The sequence below is a fragment of the Salmonella sp. 741265055_HSA genome (assembly GCF_046569525.1).
In the GTDB taxonomy this organism is placed as follows: Bacteria; Pseudomonadota; Gammaproteobacteria; order Enterobacterales; family Enterobacteriaceae; genus Salmonella; species Salmonella enterica.
On record NZ_JBKFSQ010000002.1, the window covers coordinates 172,966 to 195,457 of the forward strand.

Annotated in this window: 19 protein-coding genes; 10 read left to right on the top strand and 9 right to left on the bottom strand. The window is 52.7% G+C overall.

Annotation, left to right across the window (positions count from 1 at the left end):
• The first annotated feature begins 44 nt into the window (after positions 1–44).
• Positions 45–1,469 carry a GntR family transcriptional regulator YdcR gene (gene ycdR, locus ACLD4K_RS02130; protein ID WP_411011314.1) on the top strand — a complete coding sequence of 475 codons (1,425 nt, stop codon included), beginning with the start codon at positions 45–47 and terminating at the stop codon, positions 1,467–1,469.
• 114 nt (positions 1,470–1,583) lie between these two features.
• Positions 1,584–3,029, top strand: a complete 1,446-nt coding sequence (gene patD, locus ACLD4K_RS02135) for an aminobutyraldehyde dehydrogenase (RefSeq protein WP_411011315.1) — start codon at positions 1,584–1,586, stop codon at positions 3,027–3,029.
• 104 nt (positions 3,030–3,133) lie between these two features.
• Here patD and yncL read toward each other — a convergent pair whose 3' ends face one another.
• Positions 3,134–3,229 carry a stress response membrane protein YncL gene (yncL, locus tag ACLD4K_RS02140; RefSeq protein ID WP_001103198.1) on the bottom strand — a complete coding sequence of 32 codons (96 nt, stop codon included), beginning with the start codon at positions 3,227–3,229 and terminating at the stop codon, positions 3,134–3,136.
• Between the two features lie 198 nt (positions 3,230–3,427).
• Between yncL and ACLD4K_RS02145 the strand changes: the two genes are divergently transcribed.
• Complete coding sequence (locus ACLD4K_RS02145; protein ID WP_001522647.1) at positions 3,428–3,601, top strand: GhoT/OrtT family toxin; 174 nt, start codon at positions 3,428–3,430, stop codon at positions 3,599–3,601.
• A 44-nt stretch (positions 3,602–3,645) separates the two neighbouring features.
• On the opposite strand, the gene srfC is transcribed toward ACLD4K_RS02145, so the two are convergent.
• Genes srfC through srfA form a run of 3 tightly spaced genes read right to left on the bottom strand, consistent with a single transcriptional unit; the run spans position 3,646 to position 10,098 of the window.
• A complete protein-coding gene (gene srfC / locus ACLD4K_RS02150; protein WP_411011316.1) occupies positions 3,646–5,790 on the bottom strand; it encodes a virulence-associated effector SrfC in 2,145 nt (714 codons plus the stop codon).
• Positions 5,787–8,768 carry a virulence factor SrfB gene (locus tag ACLD4K_RS02155; RefSeq protein ID WP_000960830.1) on the bottom strand — a complete coding sequence of 994 codons (2,982 nt, stop codon included), beginning with the start codon at positions 8,766–8,768 and terminating at the stop codon, positions 5,787–5,789. Before ACLD4K_RS02155 ends, srfC begins: the two co-directional genes overlap by 4 nt.
• A 4-nt stretch (positions 8,769–8,772) precedes the next feature.
• On the bottom strand, positions 8,773–10,098 hold the full coding sequence (gene srfA, locus ACLD4K_RS02160) for a virulence-associated effector SrfA (protein ID WP_001129963.1): 1,326 nt from the start codon (positions 10,096–10,098) through the stop codon (positions 8,773–8,775).
• A 223-nt stretch (positions 10,099–10,321) separates the two neighbouring features.
• Here srfA and ACLD4K_RS02165 point away from each other — a divergent pair, with 223 nt between their 5' ends.
• A complete protein-coding gene (locus ACLD4K_RS02165; RefSeq protein ID WP_000018720.1) occupies positions 10,322–10,555 on the top strand; it encodes a YdcY family protein in 234 nt (77 codons plus the stop codon).
• A gap of 4 nt (positions 10,556–10,559) precedes the next feature.
• Here the strand turns inward: ACLD4K_RS02165 and ACLD4K_RS02170 are convergent, their stop codons facing one another.
• Positions 10,560–11,009 carry a DMT family transporter gene (locus ACLD4K_RS02170; protein WP_001076571.1) on the bottom strand — a complete coding sequence of 150 codons (450 nt, stop codon included), beginning with the start codon at positions 11,007–11,009 and terminating at the stop codon, positions 10,560–10,562.
• Positions 11,009–11,524 (bottom strand): L-methionine sulfoximine/L-methionine sulfone acetyltransferase, encoded by a 516-nt coding sequence (gene mddA, locus ACLD4K_RS02175; RefSeq protein ID WP_411011317.1) that lies wholly within the window; start codon positions 11,522–11,524, stop codon positions 11,009–11,011. The genes ACLD4K_RS02170 and mddA overlap by 1 nt, the downstream gene beginning before the upstream one ends.
• Positions 11,525–11,735: 211 nt before the next feature.
• On the opposite strand from mddA, the gene ACLD4K_RS02180 reads away from it, so the two are divergent.
• Together ACLD4K_RS02180 and mcbR are read left to right on the top strand one after the other, a co-directional pair.
• Entirely contained in the window at positions 11,736–12,770 is a 1,035-nt protein-coding gene (locus ACLD4K_RS02180; RefSeq protein ID WP_411011318.1) for an NADP-dependent oxidoreductase, read from the top strand.
• A 333-nt stretch (positions 12,771–13,103) separates the two neighbouring features.
• Positions 13,104–13,769: a colanic acid/biofilm transcriptional regulator McbR gene (gene mcbR / locus ACLD4K_RS02185; protein ID WP_058331487.1), complete on the top strand. Its 666-nt coding sequence runs from the start codon at positions 13,104–13,106 to the stop codon at positions 13,767–13,769.
• Between the two features lie 55 nt (positions 13,770–13,824).
• Here the strand turns inward: mcbR and pqqU are convergent, their stop codons facing one another.
• The gene (pqqU, locus tag ACLD4K_RS02190) at positions 13,825–15,945 is read right to left on the bottom strand and encodes a TonB-dependent receptor PqqU (protein WP_411011319.1); all 2,121 of its coding nucleotides are present in this window, start codon (positions 15,943–15,945) and stop codon (positions 13,825–13,827) included.
• A 263-nt stretch (positions 15,946–16,208) separates the two neighbouring features.
• Here pqqU and ACLD4K_RS02195 point away from each other — a divergent pair, with 263 nt between their 5' ends.
• The gene (locus ACLD4K_RS02195; RefSeq protein WP_411011320.1) at positions 16,209–17,270 is read left to right on the top strand and encodes a YncE family protein; all 1,062 of its coding nucleotides are present in this window, start codon (positions 16,209–16,211) and stop codon (positions 17,268–17,270) included.
• Between the two features lie 144 nt (positions 17,271–17,414).
• A complete protein-coding gene (locus ACLD4K_RS02200; RefSeq protein WP_079944346.1) occupies positions 17,415–17,636 on the top strand; it encodes a YgdI/YgdR family lipoprotein in 222 nt (73 codons plus the stop codon).
• A gap of 76 nt (positions 17,637–17,712) precedes the next feature.
• Here ACLD4K_RS02200 and ansP read toward each other — a convergent pair whose 3' ends face one another.
• Entirely contained in the window at positions 17,713–19,206 is a 1,494-nt protein-coding gene (gene ansP / locus ACLD4K_RS02205; RefSeq protein ID WP_079811191.1) for an L-asparagine permease, read from the bottom strand.
• A 512-nt stretch (positions 19,207–19,718) separates the two neighbouring features.
• On the opposite strand from ansP, the gene steA reads away from it, so the two are divergent.
• Positions 19,719–20,351: a type III secretion system effector SteA gene (gene steA, locus ACLD4K_RS02210; protein WP_183060376.1), complete on the top strand. Its 633-nt coding sequence runs from the start codon at positions 19,719–19,721 to the stop codon at positions 20,349–20,351.
• A gap of 283 nt (positions 20,352–20,634) precedes the next feature.
• Positions 20,635–21,480, top strand: a complete 846-nt coding sequence (gene nhoA, locus ACLD4K_RS02215; RefSeq protein ID WP_411011321.1) for an N-hydroxyarylamine O-acetyltransferase — start codon at positions 20,635–20,637, stop codon at positions 21,478–21,480.
• A gap of 35 nt (positions 21,481–21,515) precedes the next feature.
• Here the strand turns inward: nhoA and ACLD4K_RS02220 are convergent, their stop codons facing one another.
• Positions 21,516–22,409 carry a PhzF family isomerase gene (locus tag ACLD4K_RS02220; RefSeq protein WP_156010648.1) on the bottom strand — a complete coding sequence of 298 codons (894 nt, stop codon included), beginning with the start codon at positions 22,407–22,409 and terminating at the stop codon, positions 21,516–21,518.
• Between the last annotated feature and the right edge of the window lie 83 nt (positions 22,410–22,492).

A 22,492-nucleotide genomic window follows, 5' to 3' on the forward strand; every position in this document is an offset into this window, starting at 1 on the left:
CACTGCGGTTGCCACCTGCAAGCAGCGCTCAATGAGAACAAATAATGAAAAAATATCAACGTCTGGCGGAGCAAATTAGAGAACAAATCGCCTCTGGCGTTTGGCAACCCGGCGATCGATTACCCTCGCTGAGGGAGCAGGTCGCCAGTAGCGGTATGAGTTTTATGACTGTCGGTCATGCGTACCAGTTGCTGGAAAGTCAGGGACGGATTATCGCCCGTCCGCAATCCGGTTATTATGTCGCGCCGCATCCGGTTTGTCGGTCAGTCGCGACGGCAGCATACGTTATTCGGGATGAAGTCGTAGATATCAATACCTATATTTTTGAGATGCTGCAGGCCAGCCGTGATACCTCAGTGGTGCCCTTTGCTTCAGCGTTTCCCGATCCGCGTCTGTTTCCCTTGCCGCAATTGAATCGCTCTCTGGCGCAGGTCAGTAAAACCGCGACGGCAATGAGCGTCATCGAAAACTTGCCGCCAGGTAATGCAGAATTGCGCTATGCGATAGCACGCCGTTACGCGCAGCAGGGGATTACCGTTTCTCCTGACGAGATTGTCATTACCGCCGGCGCGCTGGAAGCGTTGAATCTTAGTTTACAGGCGGTGACGGCGCCGGGGGACTGGGTGGTGGTGGAGAACCCCTGTTTCTACGGTGCGCTACAGGCCCTGGAGCGATTGCGCCTGAAAGCGTTGTCGATACCCACCGATGTCAAAGAAGGTATCGATCTTATGGCGCTGAAACAGGCGTTACAGGAATATCCGGTGAAAGCGTGTTGGTTAATGACCAACAGCCAGAATCCATTAGGGTTCACGCTGAGTGCTGAGAAAAAAGCGCGGCTGGTTGCGTTACTCACGCACTATAACGTGACGCTAATTGAAGACGATGTTTATAGCGAACTCTACTTTGGCCGCGAGAAACCTCTGCCTGCCAAAGCATGGGATCGCGACGACACCGTGTTGCATTGTTCGTCTTTTTCCAAATGTCTGGTTCCCGGTTTTCGCATCGGCTGGGTTGCGGGAGGAAGCCATGCCAGACAAATTCAGCGTTTGCAGTTAATGAGCACATTATCCACTAGTTCCCCCATGCAATTGGCGTTAGTGGATTATCTCTCGACACGTCGATATGACGCGCATCTGCGCCGATTGCGAAGGCAGCTTGCCGAACGTAAACAGCAAGCCTGGCAAACCCTTTTGCGCCATCTCCCGGCGGAAGTAAAAATTCACCATAACGATAGCGGTTATTTTCTTTGGCTGGAGCTACCTGAGCAGCTTGATGCCGGCGAACTTAGCGCCAAAGCCCTTGAACACCTTATCAGTATCGCGCCGGGGAAAATGTTTTCAACGTCCGGCGCCTGGACGCGTTTCTTTCGTTTTAACACCGCATGGCATTGGGGAGAACGGGAAGAACAGGCCGTAAAACAGCTTGGCAGCCTGATTCGCGAGATGCTGCGCGCTAAAAGCCTTGTGTGAGGTGGAATGCGTGTCAGCTCACAACCTGGCTAAATTTCCCGAGTGTGCCGGGTGAGCATCTGGCGCGCCGTCTATTTTTAGGAAAGCGGCGGCCTGTTCGCCGGAAATCGATTAATGACGATATGGGAAAATGCTATGCAATATCAATTACTGATTAATGGCGTGCTGGTGGACGGCGAGGGAGAAAGGCTGTCTGTTTATAACCCGGCGACAGGCGAGGTCATACTTGAGATTGCGGAAGCGTCGCCCGCGCAGGTTGACGCCGCAGTGCTGGCCGCCGATAGCGCGTTTGCCGAATGGGGGCAGACCACACCCAAAGCACGGGCGGAATGTCTGTTAAAACTGGCGGACAGCATCGAGCAAAACGCCCTTGAGTTCGCCCGGCTTGAATCGCAAAACTGCGGTAAGCCTTTGCACGGCGTAATTAATGATGAAATTCCGGCAATCGTGGATGTCTTTCGCTTTTTTGCTGGCGCGGCCCGTTGTTTGAGTGGACTGGCGGCGGGTGAATATCTGGAAGGACATACGTCGATGATCCGCCGGGACCCGATTGGCGTGGTTGCCTCTATCGCGCCGTGGAATTATCCGCTCATGATGGCGGCCTGGAAGCTGGCACCAGCGCTGGCGGCAGGTAACTGCGTGGTGATTAAGCCTTCTGAAATCACGCCGCTGACGGCGCTTAAACTTGCCGCGCTGGCGAAGGATATCTTTCCGCCGGGGGTGCTCAATGTCCTGTTCGGACGAGGGCAGACTGTTGGCGATGTATTGACCGGTCATGAAAAAGTACGCATGGTCTCTTTAACCGGTTCTATCGCGACCGGGGAGCATATTCTGCGCCATACTGCGCCAGCGATAAAACGTACGCATATGGAACTCGGTGGTAAAGCCCCGGTGATTGTTTTTGATGACGCCGATCTGGATGCGGTGGCGCAGGGCGTCCGGACTTTCGGTTTCTATAATGCCGGACAAGATTGTACTGCGGCGTGCCGTATATACGCGCAGCGCGGTATCTATGATGCGCTGGTCGAAAAGCTAGGGAACGCGGTGAGCAGCCTGAAAATGGGCGCGCCGGAGGATGAGTCGACAGAGCTGGGGCCGTTAAGTTCGCTGGCGCACCTGAAGCGCGTCACAGCGGCAGTAGAGGAGGCGAAGGCCCTTAGCCATATCCGTGTGATTACTGGCGGAAGTCAAACGGAAGGTAAAGGTTACTATTTCGCTCCGACGTTGCTGGCAGACGCAAAACAGGACGATGCCATCGTGCAACGCGAGGTCTTCGGCCCGGTGGTCAGTATAACCGTCTTTGATGATGAAGATCAGGTTCTGAGGTGGGCCAACGATTCTCGCTATGGTCTGGCATCCTCCGTCTGGACTCAGGACGTCGGGCGGGCGCACCGGCTTAGCGCCAGATTGCAGTATGGCTGTACCTGGATTAATACCCATTTCATGTTGGTTAGCGAGATGCCGCATGGAGGGCAAAAACAGTCGGGATACGGCAAAGATATGTCATTGTATGGTCTGGAAGACTACACCCTTGTCCGCCACATCATGGTTAAGCATTAAGGATCATTTACTGTTCAGAAAAATCGTGAAAAAATAGGCGGGTGTCGGCGGAGAGGGGGACCTCCCCGCCGACATGCGCAGCAAGTACTCAAAGGTTGAACACCTCAAGCAAACCAGCCGAATCTCAACGAGATCAGACCCAAAAGTCCTGCAGCAGCAAAGACATTAATCAGCACGACGGTTTTACTGGAAACATTCATTTTCGCCACCTTTCATCATAACCCCTATGGGTATAGTACGGGTTGGCGAGATCCGCAATAATACGTAAACAGGATATTCTGTGAGCGGAGCCGTGCATTGAGAACGTTTTGCTGTTAAGGCTGACAAACCTTGATGTGTGTCAAAAAAAAAGAGCATATTGCGCGCGTTTTTTCCTCTGGTTGGCGCGGATGCCTGATATGACCCTCTTTCAAAAGATATTAATTTTTTACGCCGTCATGGCGGTGATATCATTTCTCATCACCTGGTTTTTGACTCATGACAAAAAACGAATTCGTTTCCTGAGCGCCTTTTTGGTTGGCGCGACATGGCCGATAAGTTTCCCCGTCGCATTGCTGTTTTCGCTTTTCTGACCTCAAGCCCGATACAGGTTACCGGGCATGGTTTTTCCGCCAGGTCAGGCTATCAGGGTAATTAATTGCGATCTGTCTACGTCGGTAACGTCCTGCGGATGTCGATATCCTGCGTTCTCATTGGCCAGGGTATACAGCGCAACAAGCCAGTCATAGACATAGCGGCTGGCGGCGTGAACGGGCTGTTCGTCAAGCTTTGTTAGACGCAACATTGTCGAACACGGCGTTGCGGCGAAAATGGCTGCGCCTTTCTGAACGCGGCTGGCCGGGCGTTGGGCCTCCTCGATATTTGCGTAGCCGAGCCAGGCGATGAAGTTACCAATGATGGCATGAAGCTGCGCGCCGCTCACCTCCTCGCGCTGCATGGTTTTCTGTAACTGCTGAGGTAAACCGAGGCGATAGCTGGCGGTAATTAAAATCTCCGCCACGGCGTTGAGCATCTGCGGTTCCAGTCCCAGACGCTGCGCATTATCCCGGCAGTGGGCCCACTGGCGCAGATGATTGATCCACATTTTGTGCGCCTGATAGCCCGTTTCGTGACCTTCTGACGCTGAAGCGCGCGTTGGTTCGTCGGCAAAGAGATCGATCGCGTCATTAAATAAGCCGCTGACCTGTTCTTCTCGTGACTGTCGGGTGCGCAGCAACGCTTCGAAATTCTGTACCGGCGGTAACAGCCCGGCCAGCAGGTCGCCATGTCTGGCGGCCTGGGCCTGAAGACGCCGGATCACGGTTTCAACCGGTAGCCGCGCGTCATCAAACATCGGTAACAGATCGCGCACGCGGCCTCGCAGTTGTTCGCGTAACGCCTGTAAGCGCGCCTGTCGCTGTGGTGCCGATGTTGCCTGCGATAACCACTCCACCAAACGCTGCATACTGTGTTTATCCAGCGCCTGCAACGTTCCCCAATGCACGCCAGGTTTACCCATCAACTGCTGGACGGCCTCATCCAGATTTTGCTGGGTGGCAAAACGGGCATCCTGTGGAGTAATAGCCCAGACGACGCCGGGTAACGCTGATTCATGCTGCGGCTGCGTGGCGTTAACCCACTCCAGTAAGTGACGGGCGGCAGTGGACGTTTGCGAGCGAGATGCCAGAGCATTGCAAATCACCAGAACATCGGGCTGTACCTGCTGACGGTAATGGGCCAGCATCCAGCCTAATTTCGCCCGCCATAACGGATGAGGATGACTGTCTGGCGCGACCGGAATATCCAGTAAATCAACGTTATCCAGTACGCTGTTTTCAACGGTTAGCACCAGTTCGCGGGTAAGCAGCGCCAGAGAATCAAGCGAAAGGCTGACCGCATTGAGCAGTCGGCCTTCCTTAACCGGATGCACCACCACATCGCTTTGCGTATCGCTGGCGGTTAGCGCCATTTGCGTCAGGAAGTTTTCCGCCGGTAAGCCAAAATGATCGACCAGCAGGCTGAGCGGCGCCGCCAGTTCCCCGGCATGGCCGGTTTGTTGCAACATATGCGCCAGCGCCAGCCATTGCTGGGTGATCTCTGGTTGCTCTCCCCACAGTAAGGCCCAGGCGTGCGCCCGTGTCGTGAGATCCAGCGCAGGCAAGAGCGAGGCAAAGTGTTGCCATGTCGCATCATCAATATGTTGTCTGGCGGACGGAAGACAAGAGCGCCAGAAACTCGCGATGGTCGCGACCTCTTCAGCGGTAACGCCGGGGACGGGCTGCGGTTGGCGAAGCGATTGCCATTTCTCCAGGCGTGATGTGATAATGGATTTTTCGACCTGGCGACAAACGGGGGACGAGCTGGTCCAGGCAATAAAGATCTGCACCAGTTCAGCTTCACTGATCAAGCGCAGGCGCAACGGCCAGCCGTTCTCGTTTGAAAAAATGTCGCGCGTAAAGCGAATAGCCATATTCGCTGGCGCATGACCCGGATTGATGTGGCTGAAATAATCATAGTCACGGTCCGGCGTGATAATTTCCAGCTTGCCATTCTCGTTACCGCATAGCGTCGTTAGCAGATGCGCTTTTGCGGATTGCGCATACCCGTACAGACCTACGCAGCCATGTGATGCGCAGGCGGCGTTAAGCGCTGACTCATCCGCCGCGGCAAGCGTAAGTTGCGCCAGCAGAGCGTCGGCTTCGTCATCCAGTCGCGTTGCGTAACGGCGCGTGTTGTTAACCCACTCGATAACAGCCTGGGTGGCGTTTAACGGTTTTGTCATTTCAGGTATACACTCCCGCTATCTATCCAGTAGTGGCTGCCGCTGTGGCGACGGTCAGCCAGCGTATTCAATTTTAATGTCAGCGCATCGGCGGCGACCGGCGTCCCGTCCTGGAGCCAGGCATCACTTAATATGAACGATTCCGGGGCGCTATCTTTGCTACTGCCGCGTAATTTCAGTCGCACATTCAGTACGCCGTCGCCTGCGATGGTTTTCGCCAGTTCGGCGGAATTAATGCTCAGGCAATAGAGTGGGGTCGCAGGCCAGCGACTGTTCGCCAATTGACGAAAGCCCAACGTTACGTTGCCGCGTAGCGGAAAATGCAGGCGAGCGTCCAGCGTTGCGCCGGGTTTATCCAAATCGATCTCGTGATACCAGATATTTTCATCGCGAAGCGTATTAACGGTATTATCCAGTACGCCGAGATAACGCACAGTCGAATACGCGCCAATATCAGCCGCTTTAAAATTGAAACGCGGCAGACGTAAGTCCAGTGCCAGGCTGCATAACATCGCGCCTACCGCGGCAGTGGATTTTGGATTGCCGATACGCCCTTGCTGACTGAAGGGATACCATTCATGTACCTGATACTTATCCATCCACACAATGCGATTAACCGGCACCGGTTGTAAGTGCCGGATGAGCGCCTGTACGCCGGGTAAACAGGTCGGTCTCCCCGTCACCAGCAAGATATCGCAGTGATAGTGGGAGATCGCTTCGCAGACCGCATGAAGCGGCGTTGTCAGCGTAAACTGACCGGCCAGCAGAGCCTCCTGAAGCTGGCTAAACTGGATTTGCAACGGCACATTGAATATATCAAATGTCGGCGAACCAGACGGTAAGGCATGATCGATCGCCTGCTGGATATAGTTCATCACGTTGCTTGTTGGGCGGCGGATCAGCAGATCGCCAAATGTCGCGTGTAAACCAGCAAACGGATCGTTAATGTCGCTTTGCTCCCAGGCGGAAAGTACCGCGTGGCCCAGCGGCATAAATAATTGCAGCGCCGTTTGCTGGCGCAAAATGGCCTGAGTATCAATTCGTCCCGAATCGCCAAATAAGGTCGCCAGCAGGGCGGCGGCATCCGTAACGCCTGCCCGTTGCAACGCCGTTTGCAGGGAAGGGAGTACGCAGCGTTGGATAATATCCAATAGCAGATCGTCCCCGGCGACTTTAAAACCTTCGCGAAACAGGAGATGAGGCGTAATTTTTACATTGGCCCCCACGCCGTCATCTAACTGATAGTGAACGATCGCCATATCCGTCGTGCCGCCGCCGATATCAATCGATGCCACGCGCAACGCGCGTCCGGGGACGACGCCGGGTTCAGGCTGGCGATCCGGTCTGGCCAGCGCATTAAAAAAGGATTCGGTACGCCCGGCGTAATGCGAAATGGCTTCGTTATAAAGCCATACCAGTTGGCCGCAACTTGCTTCGTCCCATTCCATCTGTATTTCTGGTACCGGAACCACGCTTTTTTCACGCTGCTTAGGCGTGGTGAAATCCTCATCCTGCGGATGCCAGCCCATAGCTTTCCAGACCAGCGCCAGCGCTTCAAACATTCGCTGGCGGAAAATTTCTCGCTCCTGTTTCGGCATGGCGGAAGGCAGCGTTAAAATCAGGGTGCGTAGCTGGCGCGGCGAGGCGGGAAAGCCGAGCCGCAGCCGGGTGGCGACGCTGTTAATTTGCCCCAGCGCCTGAGCCAGAATTTCGCACAACATATGCGTCATCAAGGTGCTACGGCTGTATTGCGGCGAAAAAACCGGTAGCCTTTCTTCATGCGGCAGGCGGAATAACGGCTGTCCGTCGTCGTTCATCAGATTCATCAGCGGAAACGCGGTGGCAAGCGGTTCGCGCTGCGTTTTACCGTGGATCTGGCTAAAGCGCCAGTCCTGCAAGGCGGGGGTTTCATCCCACAGGTAGCGGCGCGGGCTGGAGATACCGCTGCTGCCTTCGGTGCCCACACGCTGCATAGCAAGGGCGCGAGCCTCGTCGCCCACACGCACAATGGAAGGCCAGACAAAGGCGTCGTCTCGTCCGCTTTCGACAGAAAAGTGTTGCTTGCCAAAGCGCGCTTCCGAGAATTCTACCCGGCTGGTAAATAAAGGATCGTTCAGATACTGCGGCTCGCTTAAAGAACGCACCTGAAGCTCTGCTGTCTGGCGTAACCCGTCATTCGCATCGCCATGATCCTCGATCAATACGCCGCAGGTATGCGTATTGCCGACATCCAGAATCAGATCAACCGGGATTGCGGGCGTGCTTAACGTATGTGTCACAAACTTTACTTCCGGCACCGTAAGCTGTTCGCCTAACAGCGTCAGTAAATTCAACCAGTGCGCCTGATACTCAAAGCTACGCAGCGCTTGTTGTATGGCCTGTTCCGAACGGTTTTCCACCTGTGAGGCATACTGAAGAAACGACTCGCGCAGCCAGCCGTCAATCCATGTCTGATCAAGGAAATCGGCAACTTCTTCATCGCGCCAGGCGAGCGCAAAACGTGTGCCATTGAGCAGATCGTTTTCGCAAGGTGCCAACGCCGCAGGCATATTTTTTGCCAGCTGACTGTCAAAGGCGAGGGTGATGCGGTGTGTGTTTCCGGCGCTATCTGGCTCGCTGAGTTTACGTACCTGAATGCGCGCCCAGTTATCCGGCCCGTCAATAAAGGTACGCGGCGGATTAAAACGCAGGAACGGCAGGGGGAGCCATATTCCGTCGAGTACATCCAGAGAATAGTGCAGCGTCTGAGTGCTTTCCGGTTTCACGACTTCGGGTTGGCCACCAGCACGTCCTGGCAACGTGTAGCGCCCGCTGGTCAGATCAAAATCGAGGCGCAGTAGCGGGCCGTTTGCCGTTTTGCGCACAAAACGTCCGTAGTGGGCCGACTCTTGCGGCGTTAAGCCAAAGTCAAGAAACTGGACGCCGCTGTTTGCAATGAGCGTGACGCTCTGTTTGTAATCACACAGATTGACCAACATAAAATCAGGCACCTATCTTTTTAAACGTCAACGGAATTGCCGCGTGGTCGCCATAACGGGCGGTACAGGTTGCGACGTCATTGACGCCTGCTTTACAGGTAATTTCCGGCATCGGATAACGTGAACCGTCGGTGCAGCGCGCGTTGCCGCGACTTTTAATCATCAGCTCGCCCGTTTGATGCAGACCAGAGAAAATTTCCGCCCGACAAACCACGTTATCGCCATGTACTACGCGCGCGATACCTTTGTTATTTTGGATCTGATAACGCAGAGAGGGCGGCTTGCCGGTAATCGGATCTTTGACATCCACACTGACGCGCCAGCTACCGTTTAAAAAGCGCGTGGTTCCAAGCTTCATCTGCGTACTGTCCATTACCAGCGCGTCTTTGGGGATAGCGGCAATGATAACAGGCGCTTCCGGCAGCGGCGCCGCTTTGGGGGCGGGCGTCACCTCAGCGCGATGCAGCGGCAAATGCGCGGTGAGTTCAGGCAAGGGGGTAACGTCAGTTTTCGCGGTAGCGACAGGCGCGGCGCGAACAGGAGAGGCCCCGTCAACGGATGAAGATGGCCAGAAAAAAGGCGTGGCGACGGCGGCGATAACCACGGCAGCGACAGGTAAGCTCCACAGCGGTAGACGGCGAGCTCTTTTCGCCTCAGCAACCGGGATAGGTGCGGCAGGCTTCGGCTCGCTAACGATAACGGGCGGCGCAGCAGGTTCCTCCGGCATTTTCGGCGGCTCAATGACAGACGTTAACAAAGGTTCATCCGCCTGACTAAATGCCGCCTCTACCAGTGGCTTTTCTTCGGGCTCCGGCTCCGGCTCGACCAGAGGGATGTTGGGGATCGCCTCGGTTACCCGCAGGCAGTCCAGCACATCATCGCGTGTATTTTCGTTGAGATTAACGAATCCCCAGAAGGTGATAACCGGTTTGCCGTTAACCAGGAAAACATGATTTTCGCCGGGAAATTGCGTCGCTTTCTCAAGTAGCGACCCAAATAGCTGGAGCGCTGTTTTACCGGATTGCAGACTTTTGCGACTGAGTGCAGCCGCGCTTTCAAAAGTGCTGGCTAAATAACGTAAAGCCCGAGAACGTGTCTCTTCGTCAGCCGCTTTCCACGCTATCGCCTGACCTTCAATCGGCGAATACCAGTCAACCCGATCGCCATTATCGTTAAGTTGCGGAATCGCCAGACAGTCAACCATCGCCTGCTGTTTACGCAGACGAAGCGTTTCGCGAATTTGCAATGCTGATTCAAATACGGCCTGACCGCCGCCGCCCACGGCCTGATAATCATCCAGATTGCCGCTGCGCAAGAGAGATTTTGCCACGTTGTTATCCCTTAGACTTCTTCACGCGTCTACTTTACGGGGTCTATACGCAAGCAAACGGCGGAAGAAAGGCAAAAAGGCGCGAATTCTCGGTCTATTAAGCCCCGTGTTTCCACTTGACGTAAGTTAAATCAGGGGGGCGGCGGCGAATTACCGCATCGGGCGGCAATAACGCGTATAATAGGCGAATCATGCTGTTACAGAATAAAGAGTAGGAGAGCTTATGTCGCACCTGGAGGAAGTGAGCGCCCGCGTGGATGCCGCCATCGCGGAGAGCGTAATTGCCCATATGAATGAATTGCTGATTGCCTTGAGCGATGACGCTGAATTACGTCGCGAAGATCGTTATGTGCAGCAGCAGCGTTTGCGCACGGCTATCGCGCATCACGGCAGGCAATACCAAGAAGATCGGGACGCGCGCCGCGAGCAGCTCACCAAAGGCGGCACGATCCTGTAACCCATTAAAACTGGCGCTTCGCAATCAGCCATGCGCCAATGACCAGCAACAGCGCGCCAAACGCCGGCCCGACCATTGCGCGTAACGTGACGCCGTGGCTACGCGCGATATCCAGCGCTAGTCCGCCGATTAACTGGCTGGCGACCAGTACCGCGATAGTCGTCGCGGCGCCAACGTTCTGATACCCGCTAATGCTGGCAAATACAAAAAATGACCCCAGCAGACCGGGGATCAATGTCCACCAGCGCACGCTGGCGACCAGCTCGCCGAAGCCCGTAGCGCCTTGCTTAAACCACAATATCGTCACAAATAAAACGATCCCTACCAGCGAGTTCAACAGCATAGCGATCAGAATCGTCGATGATGTCTGCGTAATACGCACCATAATACTGTTTTGTACCACCAGCCCGACGCCGGCGGCGATCAAAAAGATAAGCGTCAGCGACTGGTTCATCAGCAGGCGTCCGGCGCGGCGTGTTCATCAAGCTGGAGCTGCATAAACGTAAGATCTAACCAACGGCCAAATTTTACGCCGACCTGCGGCATTTGCGCGGTGACGGTAAATCCCAGCGAATGATGCAGGCGTATTGAGGCGGCATTCTGTGACTCAATACCGGCCACCATCATATGCTTGCCGCAGCGTCGGGCTTCGTCGATCAGTCTGCTGAGCAGTTTTCGCCCCAGTCCTTTCCCCTGGTGCGCCGGATGAACATAAACCGAGTGCTCGACGGTATAGCGAAAACCGTCGAAACTGCGCCAGTCGCCAAATGATGCATAGCCAGTCACCACGCCATTTTCTTCGCTTACCAGCACCGGATAGCCCAGTAATTGACGGGCCTCATACCAGGCAAGGCGATTATCCGTATCGACCGTCCGATCGTTCCAGATGGCCGCAGTATGTAATACCGCATGGTTATAGATTTCGGTAATCGCGGCGCAGTCTGCTTTATCGGCAAAGCGAATCGTCATAGGGAACCCCAGGGAATGTTTACGATAGTGTTAGAAATACTATTGAAGGCGGCATAAATCAACGAATTAGCGCAAGAATTCATATTTAGCGAGAGGGGAAAGAAAGTCGTTCATAAAAGCGCACAGCCTGATATCTGAGAGTGTTTAACTCCCTCAGAAAGCTAATGTTCGACTATTATTGATGGATTATGCCAGGCATGAGGAGAATAGAATGAAGCAACAGACCAACCGAAATCGTCGTTGGGTTTTGGCCTCGCGTCCCCACGGCGCGCCGCAGATGGATAACTTCCGCCTCGAAGAAGATGATGTCGCGACGCCCGGTGAAGGGCAGGTGCTATTGCGTACCGTTTTTTTATCACTCGACCCTTATATGCGTGGCCGCATGAGCGATGAACCCTCTTATGCGCCGCCTGTTGAACCTGGCTGCGTTATGGTTGGCGGTACGGTCAGTCGCGTTGTCGCGTCAAACCATCCTGATTACCGACCAGACGAATGGGTGTTGAGTTACAATGGTTGGCAGGATTATGACATTTCAGATGGCGAAGGGTTGGTAAAGCTGGGTGATAATCCGCAACATCCTTCCTGGTCGCTGGGTATTTTAGGAATGCCGGGGTTTACCGCCTATATGGGGTTACTGGATATCGGCCAGCCGAAAGAGGGCGAAACGCTGGTTGTCGCCGCCACCGGCCCCGTAGGCGCAACGGTTGGGCAAATTGGCAAGCTGAAGGGCTGCCGGGTCGTGGGTATTGCCGGCGGCGCGGAAAAATGCCGCCATGCGACAGACGTTTTAGGATTTGATCTGTGCCTTGATCATCACGCTGATAATTTCCCACAACAGCTTGCGCAGGCCTGCCCGCAGGGTATCGATATCTATTATGAGAATGTCGGTGGTAAAGTCTTTGACGCCGTCTTACCGCTACTGAATACGTCGGCGCGGATTCCGCTCTGCGGTCTGGTCAGCGGCTACAATGCGACAGCGTTGCCGGACGGTCCAGACAGACTGCCACTGCTGATGGCGACATTACTTAAAAAGCGTATTCGCCTGCAAGGTTTTATCATCAACCAGGACTATGGTCACCGGATACATGAGTTTCAGCAAGAAATGGGGCGTTGGATCAAAGAAGGGAAAATACATTATCGGGAGCAGATTACTGATGGGCTGGAAAATGCGCCAGAAACGTTTATGGGACTGCTGGCGGGGAAGAACTTTGGCAAAGTCGTGATACGTTTAGCGGACGATGCGTAAAGAAAAAATGGCGGCATTATGTCGCCATAAAAATGTGCAAATTTTAAAATTCCGGCTTTACTTATATTCATCATTCAGATCGCGGTGGGGCAGCTTATCTCCCTCAGCGGCCTGAACCGGTCAAAAATCTCGATACATGAAGGAATGACGGAGATAAAACGGTTGCCATAAAGAAACCTGTATTGTTGTAAAAGATGAGAATATCACGCAAGTAAATTATCACTTTTATTTATTTGGCCGTTCAGGCCTGGATTATCTTTTTTACAATTAAGTTCCGAAACTTCTTCGGGACTCGATTGCGATGTTGTTCTGCCAAGAGGTGAAGGAAGGAAAATGCCGGGTACGGAAAAAACACAACATATAAGCCTGACCACACAGGTTGAAAATCGGTTAAAGCATCAATTGTCTATTGGCGCATTAAAACCAGGCGCAAGGCTTATCACTAAAAATATCGCTCAAGAGTTAGGCGTCAGTATTACGCCGGTGCGTGAGGCCCTGTTAAGGCTGGTCTCTTCCAGTGCTTTGGCGGTGGCGCCAGCACAGGCGTTTATGGTGCCGGAGATCTCGCTGGAAAGTTTGCTGGAAATTAATACGATTCGTACTGCCCTGGAGGAGATGGCGGTGGTCGCCGCTGCGGGTAAGATTACCCCGGATCGCGAGCAGACGCTGAATGCGCTATTAGATGAATTTCAACAGGCGCTGGAAAGTGGCGTTATGGAGAAAATTCTTTTGGCCAACCGCGCATTCCGCTTTGAGATCTACCACTACGCGGATATGCCAACGCTGTATGCCATGATCGAGCAATTATGGGTACGCCTGGGTCCGGGCCTGCATTTTTTATATGATAATTTTAAACTTGATGATTATCAAAACGGCGTTAATCTGTACAGAAAATTGCTTAATGCGTTAGTGGCTGGTGATAAAGAAGGCAGCCGCCACTGCTTACAGAACGTTTTGCAACAAAACGTAGCGACGATTAAAAATCAGTACGTCATGTAACTATGGCTTATCAATAGCGGGGGCTCCCCGCTATTGCCGGATATTTGCCGGATATTTATTCAAATTGCCATGCCAGATTAATCCCCACGCCATAGTTACGCCCTGGCGCTGGCTCATAATATCGGCCATTAGATTCATTAACGATCACCGAACCGATATATTCTTTATCAAATAGATTATCTACCCGCCCAAAAATATCGACGGTAAGCTGACTGTAATTAAATTTATACCCTGTATTCAGTCCAACAACGGTATACGAAGGCGCTTTGGCGGTATTTTCATCATTGGCCATGATATCGCCCATATAGCGAACGTCTGTTCCGGCGTACCACCCCTCATCCGGGATAAAACCTAATGAGGCGAATCCCATATTACGGGCGATGCCGGGCATCCGGTTACCATCACAGTTTTGCCCCTGACAAACGTTACTGCGATAGGTTGCATCCAGCCAGGTCCATGATGCTTTCACCCGCCAGTCGCCGGCGAAGCGCTGGTCCAACGAAAGCTCTGCGCCCTGGCGGCGCGTTTTGCCCGCGTTTTTGTAGGTAGTGCGTCCTCCCATACTGCTGGCGACGACAATTTCATCATCGGTATCGGTTTGAAATAACGCGGCGGTCAACAAGCCATTGCCAATCCGCGTTTTACTGCCGACTTCCACCGTATCATTGGTCGACGATTTGAGGTCAAAGTTGAACCCGCTTTGGCCGTCAGCGCGATAAGAAAGCTCATTGATAGTGGGAGTTTCAAACCCGCGACCGGCAGCAAGATAGAGATTCCAGGCGTCAGTTAATGCATATTTTAGCGATCCGGCGGGTAGCCAGTGGTGATAGCTGGCGTCGCCGCTGTCATCGCCATTGCCGGGCGCGATATAGTGATCGTTAGAATCGAACCACACGGAACTGTAGCGCACGCCAGCATCCAGCGAGAGTTTTTGCGTAAGCTGCCACTGGGTTTGCAGGTAAGGATCGACATTCCACATCAGGTTACGCTCATCCCGGCGTAAATCGCCTTTATGCCCAAACTCAGGGGTGCCGTTGTTGAGGCGGAAGTTATTGTAACCCTTGCGGTTTTCGCTCATATTTTCATAATTTACTCCGCCAGTGAAGGTGACCGGCACACCTAATTCTCCCCGGTGAGTCCAGCGGGAATCAATGCCCTGATAGTGGCGTTGCAGTGTAATTACGCCGCCAGCCTGGGCTGGTTTTAGCTGTGCCACCAGGGGAATAGACTGGTATTGCGTGGTTTCCCGCTCTCCGGCGTAGGCCATCACGCTGATATCATCCTGCGCGCTGAGCTGACGTTCATAACGCAATCCTGCCTGAGTTTGTTTGATGGTTTTACGCGTATTGTACTGTTCAGCGCGCGGCGCCTGTTGCGGATCGGCTTTCCATTCAGATTCGGTCAGTCCGCCGGGATCGTCCGCCTTAATGTCTACACTATTAAAAATCAGCGAGAGTTTACTGACATCGTCAAGGCGCACGCCCAGTTTGGCATTAGCCAGATTTTTTTGCGCGCCGCTGTGATCGCGGTAGCCGTGGGTGGTGAAACGGGTAGTCGATACCGTGTAATCCACGTCGCCTGGCTGTGTGCCGTCACCCATCGCGCCCGTGGCTTTTAGCCCATAGCGCCAGCTTCCATAACTGCCGTAGTAGCTGCTGGCCTCAAGGGTGGGCGGCTGTCTCCCGGTTTCAGTGGTGACATTTATCACGCCGCCGGAAGCATTGCCGTATAGCGCTGAGAAGGGGCCGCGTAACACTTCAACGTCTTGTATGCTGTTAATATCAATATTCGAAATCTGGCCTTGTCCATCCGGCATGGTGGCGGGAATGCCATCAACATACAGACGAATGCCGCGCACGCCAAAGGCGGAACGCGAGCCAAATCCACGGATAGAGATTTGCAGATCCTGCGCGTAGTTCTGCCGGTTCTGCACCTGCAATCCCGGGACGCTGGTTAAAGACTCAGATAAATTGACGCGCGGCGTCGCCAGACGCATGTCTTCTCCCTCAATGACGCTAACGGCGGCAGGTGTATCCAGTTCGGATACGGTTTGCGGCGTTGCGGTGACTATCATGGTTTGTTCATTGGGCGCGCTGGCGGCCTGAAGGACCGGGGAAAAGGTCAGAGGCAATAAGAGGGCGGGATAAAGTCGCTGTCTAACGGAAATAATTTTCATGAAAATGCCGGATAAATGTAAGCGTATCAACGGAAAACGTGACATTAAGGGTAGTCAATATGTAAAGTTTTGAAATTTTAATCGCACATTAAGTTAAGAAAATGTGCGGTATTTAAGCGCCATGACATTCGCAGGCGAGGAAAAGCTCCACTTTCTGATAAATAATGATTATTATTCTCAACTTATAATAAGTGCGGAACGAAGATCCCGCGCAGCGAAGTAGTGTGAAGCAGCTATACACGTTTTTATCAAAGGGAGTCGTCATGCACTTACGTCATCTTTTTTCGCCGCGCCTGCGTGGTTCTTTATTGTTAGGTTCGCTCCTCGTCGCATCCTCATTTAGCACGCTGGCGGCGGAAGACATGCTGCGTAAAGCGGTAGGCAAAGGCGCTTATGAGATGGCCTGGAGTCAGCAAGAAAACGCGCTCTGGCTGGCTACATCGCAAAGCCGTAAACTGGATAAAGGCGGCGTAGTTTATCGTCTCGACCCGGTGACGCTGGAAATCACGCAAGCGATTCATAACGATCTCAAGCCGTTCGGCGCCACCATCAATGCCGCGACCCAAACGCTGTGGTTTGGCAATACCATTAACAGCGCTGTTACCGCGATTGATGCCAAAACGGGTGATGTAAAAGGTCGTCTGGTACTTGATGCGCGCAAACGTACTGAAGAGGTTCGTCCGTTACAGCCCCGTGAGCTGGTTGCCGATGCGTCTACCAACACGATCTACATTAGCGGTGTTGGCAAAGAGAGTGCTATTTGGGTAGTGGATGGCGAAACCATCAAACTGAAAACGACGATCGAAAATACCGGCAAAATGAGTACGGGTCTGGCGCTCGACAGTAAAGCGCAACGCCTGTACACCACCAATGCGGATGGCGAATTTATCACCATCGATACCGCCAGCAATAAAATTCTCAGTCGTAAGAAGTTGCTGGATGACGGTAAAGAACACTTCTTTATTAATCTGAGTCTCGATACCGCAGGTCATCGCGCGTTTATCACCGACTCGAAGGCGACTGAGGTTCTGGTTGTCGATACCCGTAATAGCAATATTCTTGCCAAAATCGCGGCGCCTGCCTCTTTGGCCGTCCTGTTTAACCCGACACGTAACGAGGCTTATGTGACGCATCGTCAGGCAGGTCAGGTCAGCGTGATCGATACGAAGACCTATAACGTTGTTAAAACGTTCAATACGCCGACGTACCCGAATAGCCTGGCGCTATCGGCAGACGGTAAAACGCTCTACGTCAGCGTGAAGCAGAAATCGACACGTGAACAGGAAGCGACGCAGCCGGATGATGTTATTCGCATTGCTCTGTAAATAGGGTATGGAGGGGGAAACCCCTCCAGTCATCTCTTTAAACGCACCGATACGCCTCGTTACACCCCGCCGATAGCCTGATGATTCTGTGAGAATTACACTGCTTTTTTGCTGTAGTTAACTCATTATATTCACGAGGAAAATATGAAAAAGTTATTTATATGCTCAGGTTTGGGCATAATGTTTTTTATGCTTGCGGGTTGCACAACCAACTATGTGATGACGACGAAGAATGGGCAAACGATCGTAACTCAGGGTAAGCCGCAGTTAGATAAAGAGACGGGGATGACCAGTTATACCGATCAGGAAGGCAACCAGCGGGAAATTAACAGCAATGATGTGGCGCAGTTGATTAAGGCTGACTAAGCATTGGGCGCGATGCGGTGTTGGCGGCAACGCGCATTAAACCCGGCAGGCCTGGGGCTGCCGGGGAAGGGGAATGTTATGTCGCTGCTTCTTCTTTCAATACGACACTCTCTGTCGAATCCGCCGTCACTGGCGCAGTGCGATGGATCTCCGCCACGCGACGTCGCACGCCAAACCAGCCGGCGACCAGCAGAATAGCGATCAGCGGCAACGAGGCGATAGTGTAAGTTCCATTCGGGTAGTCAAACGCCATGAGTACCAACACGCTTAGTAAAAACAGCAGCGTTAGCCAGGAGGTAAAAGGCGCGCCGGGCAGTTTAAAACTGACGTCTGCGGCTTTGCCTTCTTTTATCGCCTGGCGTAAACGCATCTGGCACACCATGATAAACGCCCACGACGCGATAATGCCGAGCGAGGCAAAATTAAGAACGATCTCAAACACACGGGAGGGGACCAGGTAATTCAGGAACACGCCGACCACGTAAACCACCAGAGTCGCCAGAATTCCCGCATAGGGCACATGCTGACGGCTCATTTTCGCCATGAATTTCGGCGCGGAACCCCCCATCGACATTGAACGTAAAATTCTCCCCGTACAGTAAAGCCCGGAGTTCAGGCTGGAAAGCGCGGCGGTTAACACCACGATATTCATAATACTGCCGATATAAGGCACGCCAAGTTTAGAAAAGAAGGTGACAAACGGACTTTGCCCCGCCTGGTAGGCGTTCCACGGCAGCAGTAAAACCAGCAATACGACCGATCCTACATAGAAAAGACCAATACGCCAGATCACGCTATTGATGGCTTTTGGCACCATCGTCTGTGGATCTTTGCATTCCCCAGCGGCGGTACCGACCAGTTCAATCGACGCAAAGGCGAACACCACGCCCTGAATCAGTACCAGCGCGGGCAACAGGCCGTGCGGGAAAAAGCCGCCATTATCTGTAATCAGGTGAAAACCGGTGGCATTACCCTCAAGCGGTTGACCGGTACCGAGAAAAATCGTGCCTACCACCAGGAAGATAACAATGGCGAGTACTTTTATCAGCGCGAACCAGAACTCCATTTCGGCAAACCATTTTACGCCGATCATGTTCATGGTACCGACAATGGTTAACGCGCCGAGCGCGAACACCCATTGCGGAACGTCGCCAAATGCGCCCCAGTAGTGCATATATAACGCCACTGCGGTGATATCGACGATCCCGGTCATCGCCCAGTTAATAAAGTACATCCAGCCTGCGACGTAGGCCGCTTTTTCACCCAAAAACTCACGGGCGTAGGAGACGAAGCTCCCGCTGGAAGGGCGATGCAATACCAGTTCGCCCAGCGCGCGTAAAATGAAAAAAGAAAAAATGCCGCATACCAGATAGACCAGCGCCAGTGCCGGTCCGGCCATTTGCAATCGGGCGCCTGCGCCTAAAAATAAACCGGTGCCAATCGCGCCGCCGATAGCAATCATCTGAACCTGACGATTCCCCATCGCTTTGTGATACCCCTCTTCATGGGCGTTCAGCCAGCGTCGTTTCGCCGCATGTTGTTCTGCGGCGTGCGTAGTCTGTGTTTTCATTACGTTACCTGTTGTAGCCTGTCCTGACAGAAAAATTCCTTATGCCGCGACGGGCGCTCACCAATCGATTGCCTGCAATGGCGAATGCCGCTTTTCCCTGATTCTGTGACAGGGATAAAACCGCCGGCGGAGCATCCTACCTGCAATTGTTAAATGACGCAAAACATACGGAAAGAACAAAATGAGGATGTCGAGTTTATTTGTGTGGTCAGATGTGGTGCGGTGTGGTCACGATTCAGCCAGATAAGACGCCAGCACAAATCCGCAGTGATTACTTTGCGCAATAATTAACCAGCGCTAATCCCTGGTGGGATTTATGGTCATAGATATAACCTCGAACGGTAAACTACCTGACGATATTGCAGCAGCATAAGGTAAGGCCGTTGCGCCTGTTATTCTCATTTTCTCCTGAAAATGTATGCCTTTGAGCAATTTTGTTGATTGACATATCGTTATAATGAGAGAGGAGTAGGACATATAAAGCTATTGAGCAAAATTTGAAGGAGTATGATATGCCACATACATCAGTTTCTACCTATGCCAGGGCATTATCAGGAAATAAACTACCTCATGTTGCTGCAGGAGATTATGAAAATAAATTATCAACAAAAATCATGAAAGGCATCTTGTGGGTACTTACCGCAGGACTGGCCTACGGATTTACGCGAGTAATTGAACATTGTTGCAATGTTACGCCTAAAGTTGAGGAGTTCTGTGCCAATGCAGGGAATATCCATAATCATCTTGCTGATGCTGTACGTGATGGACTGTTTACTATAGATGTCGAGCTTTCTGATGGTCGGATGTTAACATTCGAACAACTCTCGCTGATGGCTGGACGTGAGCCAATCGTCAGGATATCGGATGGCGAACATACCGTTGAAGTTAAGGGGGCCTTTGAAGATATTTGTATGAGATTGGAAGAGGGCTTTTTTGAGGCGCCAGCGTACTATGCTTATGATATTGATAAAGACCATAAAACCGTCAGAGAACGAATAGCAGAATATAATGCCTTACCACAGGCATCAGGTGCCATTCCGAGTTTAGAATATTATATCGCTCGGGCCAACAGCATGGGCGAGGCGAAAGCGCAATGGGCGGCCGACATAAAATCTCGCTACCATAACTATTTGGACAAGTATTAAAAAGCGTTTATGTTTAGCCAGCTTTGTTAGAAATCAGACTCGCTGAGCTGGCGTTAAAAATTTTAACACGCCGCTATTTTGGCGGCGTGTCGCAAAGAGATTCTCAGCACCCGATTTCCGTTTGTAGGCCAAAATCCCACGTACCTCCGGCGGCTGTAGCCGGCCTGTCTTATTTTTTCAAAAGTATCCAACGCTATTCCACGGATAGGGTATCCTGTTGCGCAGCGATATCCACCTCAGCCTGTGTGCCGAACACAAGCATTAATGTTAATGGAAGCCTCAGATGACCTCTTTTTTACATGCTTATTTTACGCGATTAAATTGTCAGCCGTTGGGGGTTCCTACGGTTGAAGCGCTCAGAACGCTTCACTTAGCGCACAACTGCGCGATTCCTTTTGAAAATCTGGATGTGCTACTGCCTCGTGAAATACAGCTCGATGAGACGGCATTAGAGGAGAAACTGCTTTATGCCCGACGCGGTGGATACTGTTTTGAACTGAATGGTCTGTTTGAACGTGCGTTACGCGACATCGGTTTTAACGTCCGAAGCTTATTGGGGCGGGTCATTCTGTCTCATCCCGCCAGTTTACCGCCGCGCACGCACCGTTTGCTGCTGGTTGATGTTGAGGATGAGCAGTGGATCGCTGACGTGGGGTTTGGTGGCCAAACGCTAACCGCGCCGCTTCGTCTGCAGGCCGAAATTGCCCAGCAGACGCCGCATGGCGAATACCGCCTGATGCAGGAGGGGGGCACATGGATTTTACAATTCCTCCACCATGGGCACTGGCAGTCGATGTACTGTTTTGATCTGGGGGTGCAGCAGCAGAGCGATCATGTGATGGGCAATTTCTGGTCGGCTCACTGGCCGCAATCCCATTTTCGTCATCATTTGTTGATGTGCCGCCATTTGCCTGATGGCGGCAAGCTGACATTAACGAATTTCCACTTCACGCGTTACCACCAGGGACATGCCGTTGAACAGGCCAATGTACCGGATGTACCGTCGTTGTATCAGTTACTTCAGCAGCAGTTTGGTCTCGGCGTAAATGATGTAAAGCACGGTTTTACTGAGGCGGAGCTGGCCGCGGTAATGGCTGCATTTGATACCCATCCGGAGGCGGGAAAATAATTTTTTGCCGCGAGGATTTGCGGGCCTGACAAAGATTAAAAAGCAATGGCCCATTCGGCATGAAACAAAATGACCGCCTGGCCGGAGATGGTGACGTTTTCCGGCTGGTTATCGCGAATGGTGACGGTAACATCAACAGTACCCTCTTTGCCTAAAGCGCGCCCCTGATGGCCTTGAATCTGCAGCGTTTTACCGTCATGCGCCATCAGGCCATGATGGACGAGCCATGCACCCATCGGGCCATTGGCGTTTCCCGTTACCGGATCTTCCACAATCCCTATCGCCGGAGAAAACATTCGCCCATCGGTTTCGTTTTTTCCCGGACGAATCTGGAAAGGAAAAAAGCCGTTACAGCCAATTTGCTGGCTGATTGCCGTCAGGGCTGCCAGATTCGGAGAAAGGGCATCAATATCAACGTCTGGTTTGAGCAGGATCATCACTTTTGCATGTCCTGTTGAAGCCACCTGAATTGGCGCTCCCGGCACGATATCATCTTCAGTCAGGTTCAGCGCGGCGATGATGGCAGCCCGAATCTCTCCGACTAGCGGTGGTTCAAAAGAGGGCTGACCTTGTTCCAGCGTGATGCGATAGTCGTTGTGTTCGGCATGAATTTCAACGCGATGACGGCCCGCTAACGAGGTTTGCCAGACGGTGGTGTTTCCCAACCCCAGTACCGTTGCCCGAACATAATGCGCGGCCACGGTGGCATGACCACAGATGGGGACTTCTACTGTCGGTGTAAAATAGCGTATGCGCACATCACTCTCTTCGCTTTTTAGCAAAAAGGCGGTTTCCGAGTGACGAAGTTCACGGGCAATCAGCTGCATCTGCGCGTCGCTTAGCGTATCCGCATGTAAGACAACGCCAGCAGAGTTGCCGCGAAAGGGTTCGCTGGTGAAGGCGTCAACATGGTAAATCTGCGGTTTCATTGATGTTCTCCTTTGACTGAAGAATCATCATAGCCTGTGCGTTGCCGAATGACGACGCCCAGGCGTTTTCTTTGCCCGGTAAG

What these genes read in the sequence shown, in the direction of transcription:
- ACLD4K_RS02155 (WP_000960830.1), bottom strand. Translation starts at nt 8,768, where the DNA reads ATGTTGGTCAATCTGTGTGATTACAAACAGAGCGTCACGCTCATTGCA.
- mddA (WP_411011317.1), bottom strand. Translation starts at nt 11,524, where the DNA reads ATGACGATTCGCTTTGCCGATAAAGCAGACTGCGCCGCGATTACCGAA.
- yncL (WP_001103198.1), bottom strand. Translation starts at nt 3,229, where the DNA reads ATGAATGTTTCCAGTAAAACCGTCGTGCTGATTAATGTCTTTGCTGCT.
- ACLD4K_RS02180 (WP_411011318.1), top strand. Translation starts at nt 11,736, where the DNA reads ATGAAGCAACAGACCAACCGAAATCGTCGTTGGGTTTTGGCCTCGCGT.
- ACLD4K_RS02195 (WP_411011320.1), top strand. Translation starts at nt 16,209, where the DNA reads ATGCACTTACGTCATCTTTTTTCGCCGCGCCTGCGTGGTTCTTTATTG.
- ansP (WP_079811191.1), bottom strand. Translation starts at nt 19,206, where the DNA reads ATGAAAACACAGACTACGCACGCCGCAGAACAACATGCGGCGAAACGA.
- ycdR (WP_411011314.1), top strand. Translation starts at nt 45, where the DNA reads ATGAAAAAATATCAACGTCTGGCGGAGCAAATTAGAGAACAAATCGCC.
- nhoA (WP_411011321.1), top strand. Translation starts at nt 20,635, where the DNA reads ATGACCTCTTTTTTACATGCTTATTTTACGCGATTAAATTGTCAGCCG.
- ACLD4K_RS02145 (WP_001522647.1), top strand. Translation starts at nt 3,428, where the DNA reads ATGACCCTCTTTCAAAAGATATTAATTTTTTACGCCGTCATGGCGGTG.
- mcbR (WP_058331487.1), top strand. Translation starts at nt 13,104, where the DNA reads ATGCCGGGTACGGAAAAAACACAACATATAAGCCTGACCACACAGGTT.
- steA (WP_183060376.1), top strand. Translation starts at nt 19,719, where the DNA reads ATGCCACATACATCAGTTTCTACCTATGCCAGGGCATTATCAGGAAAT.
- ACLD4K_RS02200 (WP_079944346.1), top strand. Translation starts at nt 17,415, where the DNA reads ATGAAAAAGTTATTTATATGCTCAGGTTTGGGCATAATGTTTTTTATG.
- ACLD4K_RS02170 (WP_001076571.1), bottom strand. Translation starts at nt 11,009, where the DNA reads ATGAACCAGTCGCTGACGCTTATCTTTTTGATCGCCGCCGGCGTCGGG.
- srfC (WP_411011316.1), bottom strand. Translation starts at nt 5,790, where the DNA reads ATGACAAAACCGTTAAACGCCACCCAGGCTGTTATCGAGTGGGTTAAC.
- patD (WP_411011315.1), top strand. Translation starts at nt 1,584, where the DNA reads ATGACGATATGGGAAAATGCTATGCAATATCAATTACTGATTAATGGC.
- pqqU (WP_411011319.1), bottom strand. Translation starts at nt 15,945, where the DNA reads ATGAAAATTATTTCCGTTAGACAGCGACTTTATCCCGCCCTCTTATTG.
- ACLD4K_RS02165 (WP_000018720.1), top strand. Translation starts at nt 10,322, where the DNA reads ATGTCGCACCTGGAGGAAGTGAGCGCCCGCGTGGATGCCGCCATCGCG.
- ACLD4K_RS02220 (WP_156010648.1), bottom strand. Translation starts at nt 22,409, where the DNA reads ATGAAACCGCAGATTTACCATGTTGACGCCTTCACCAGCGAACCCTTT.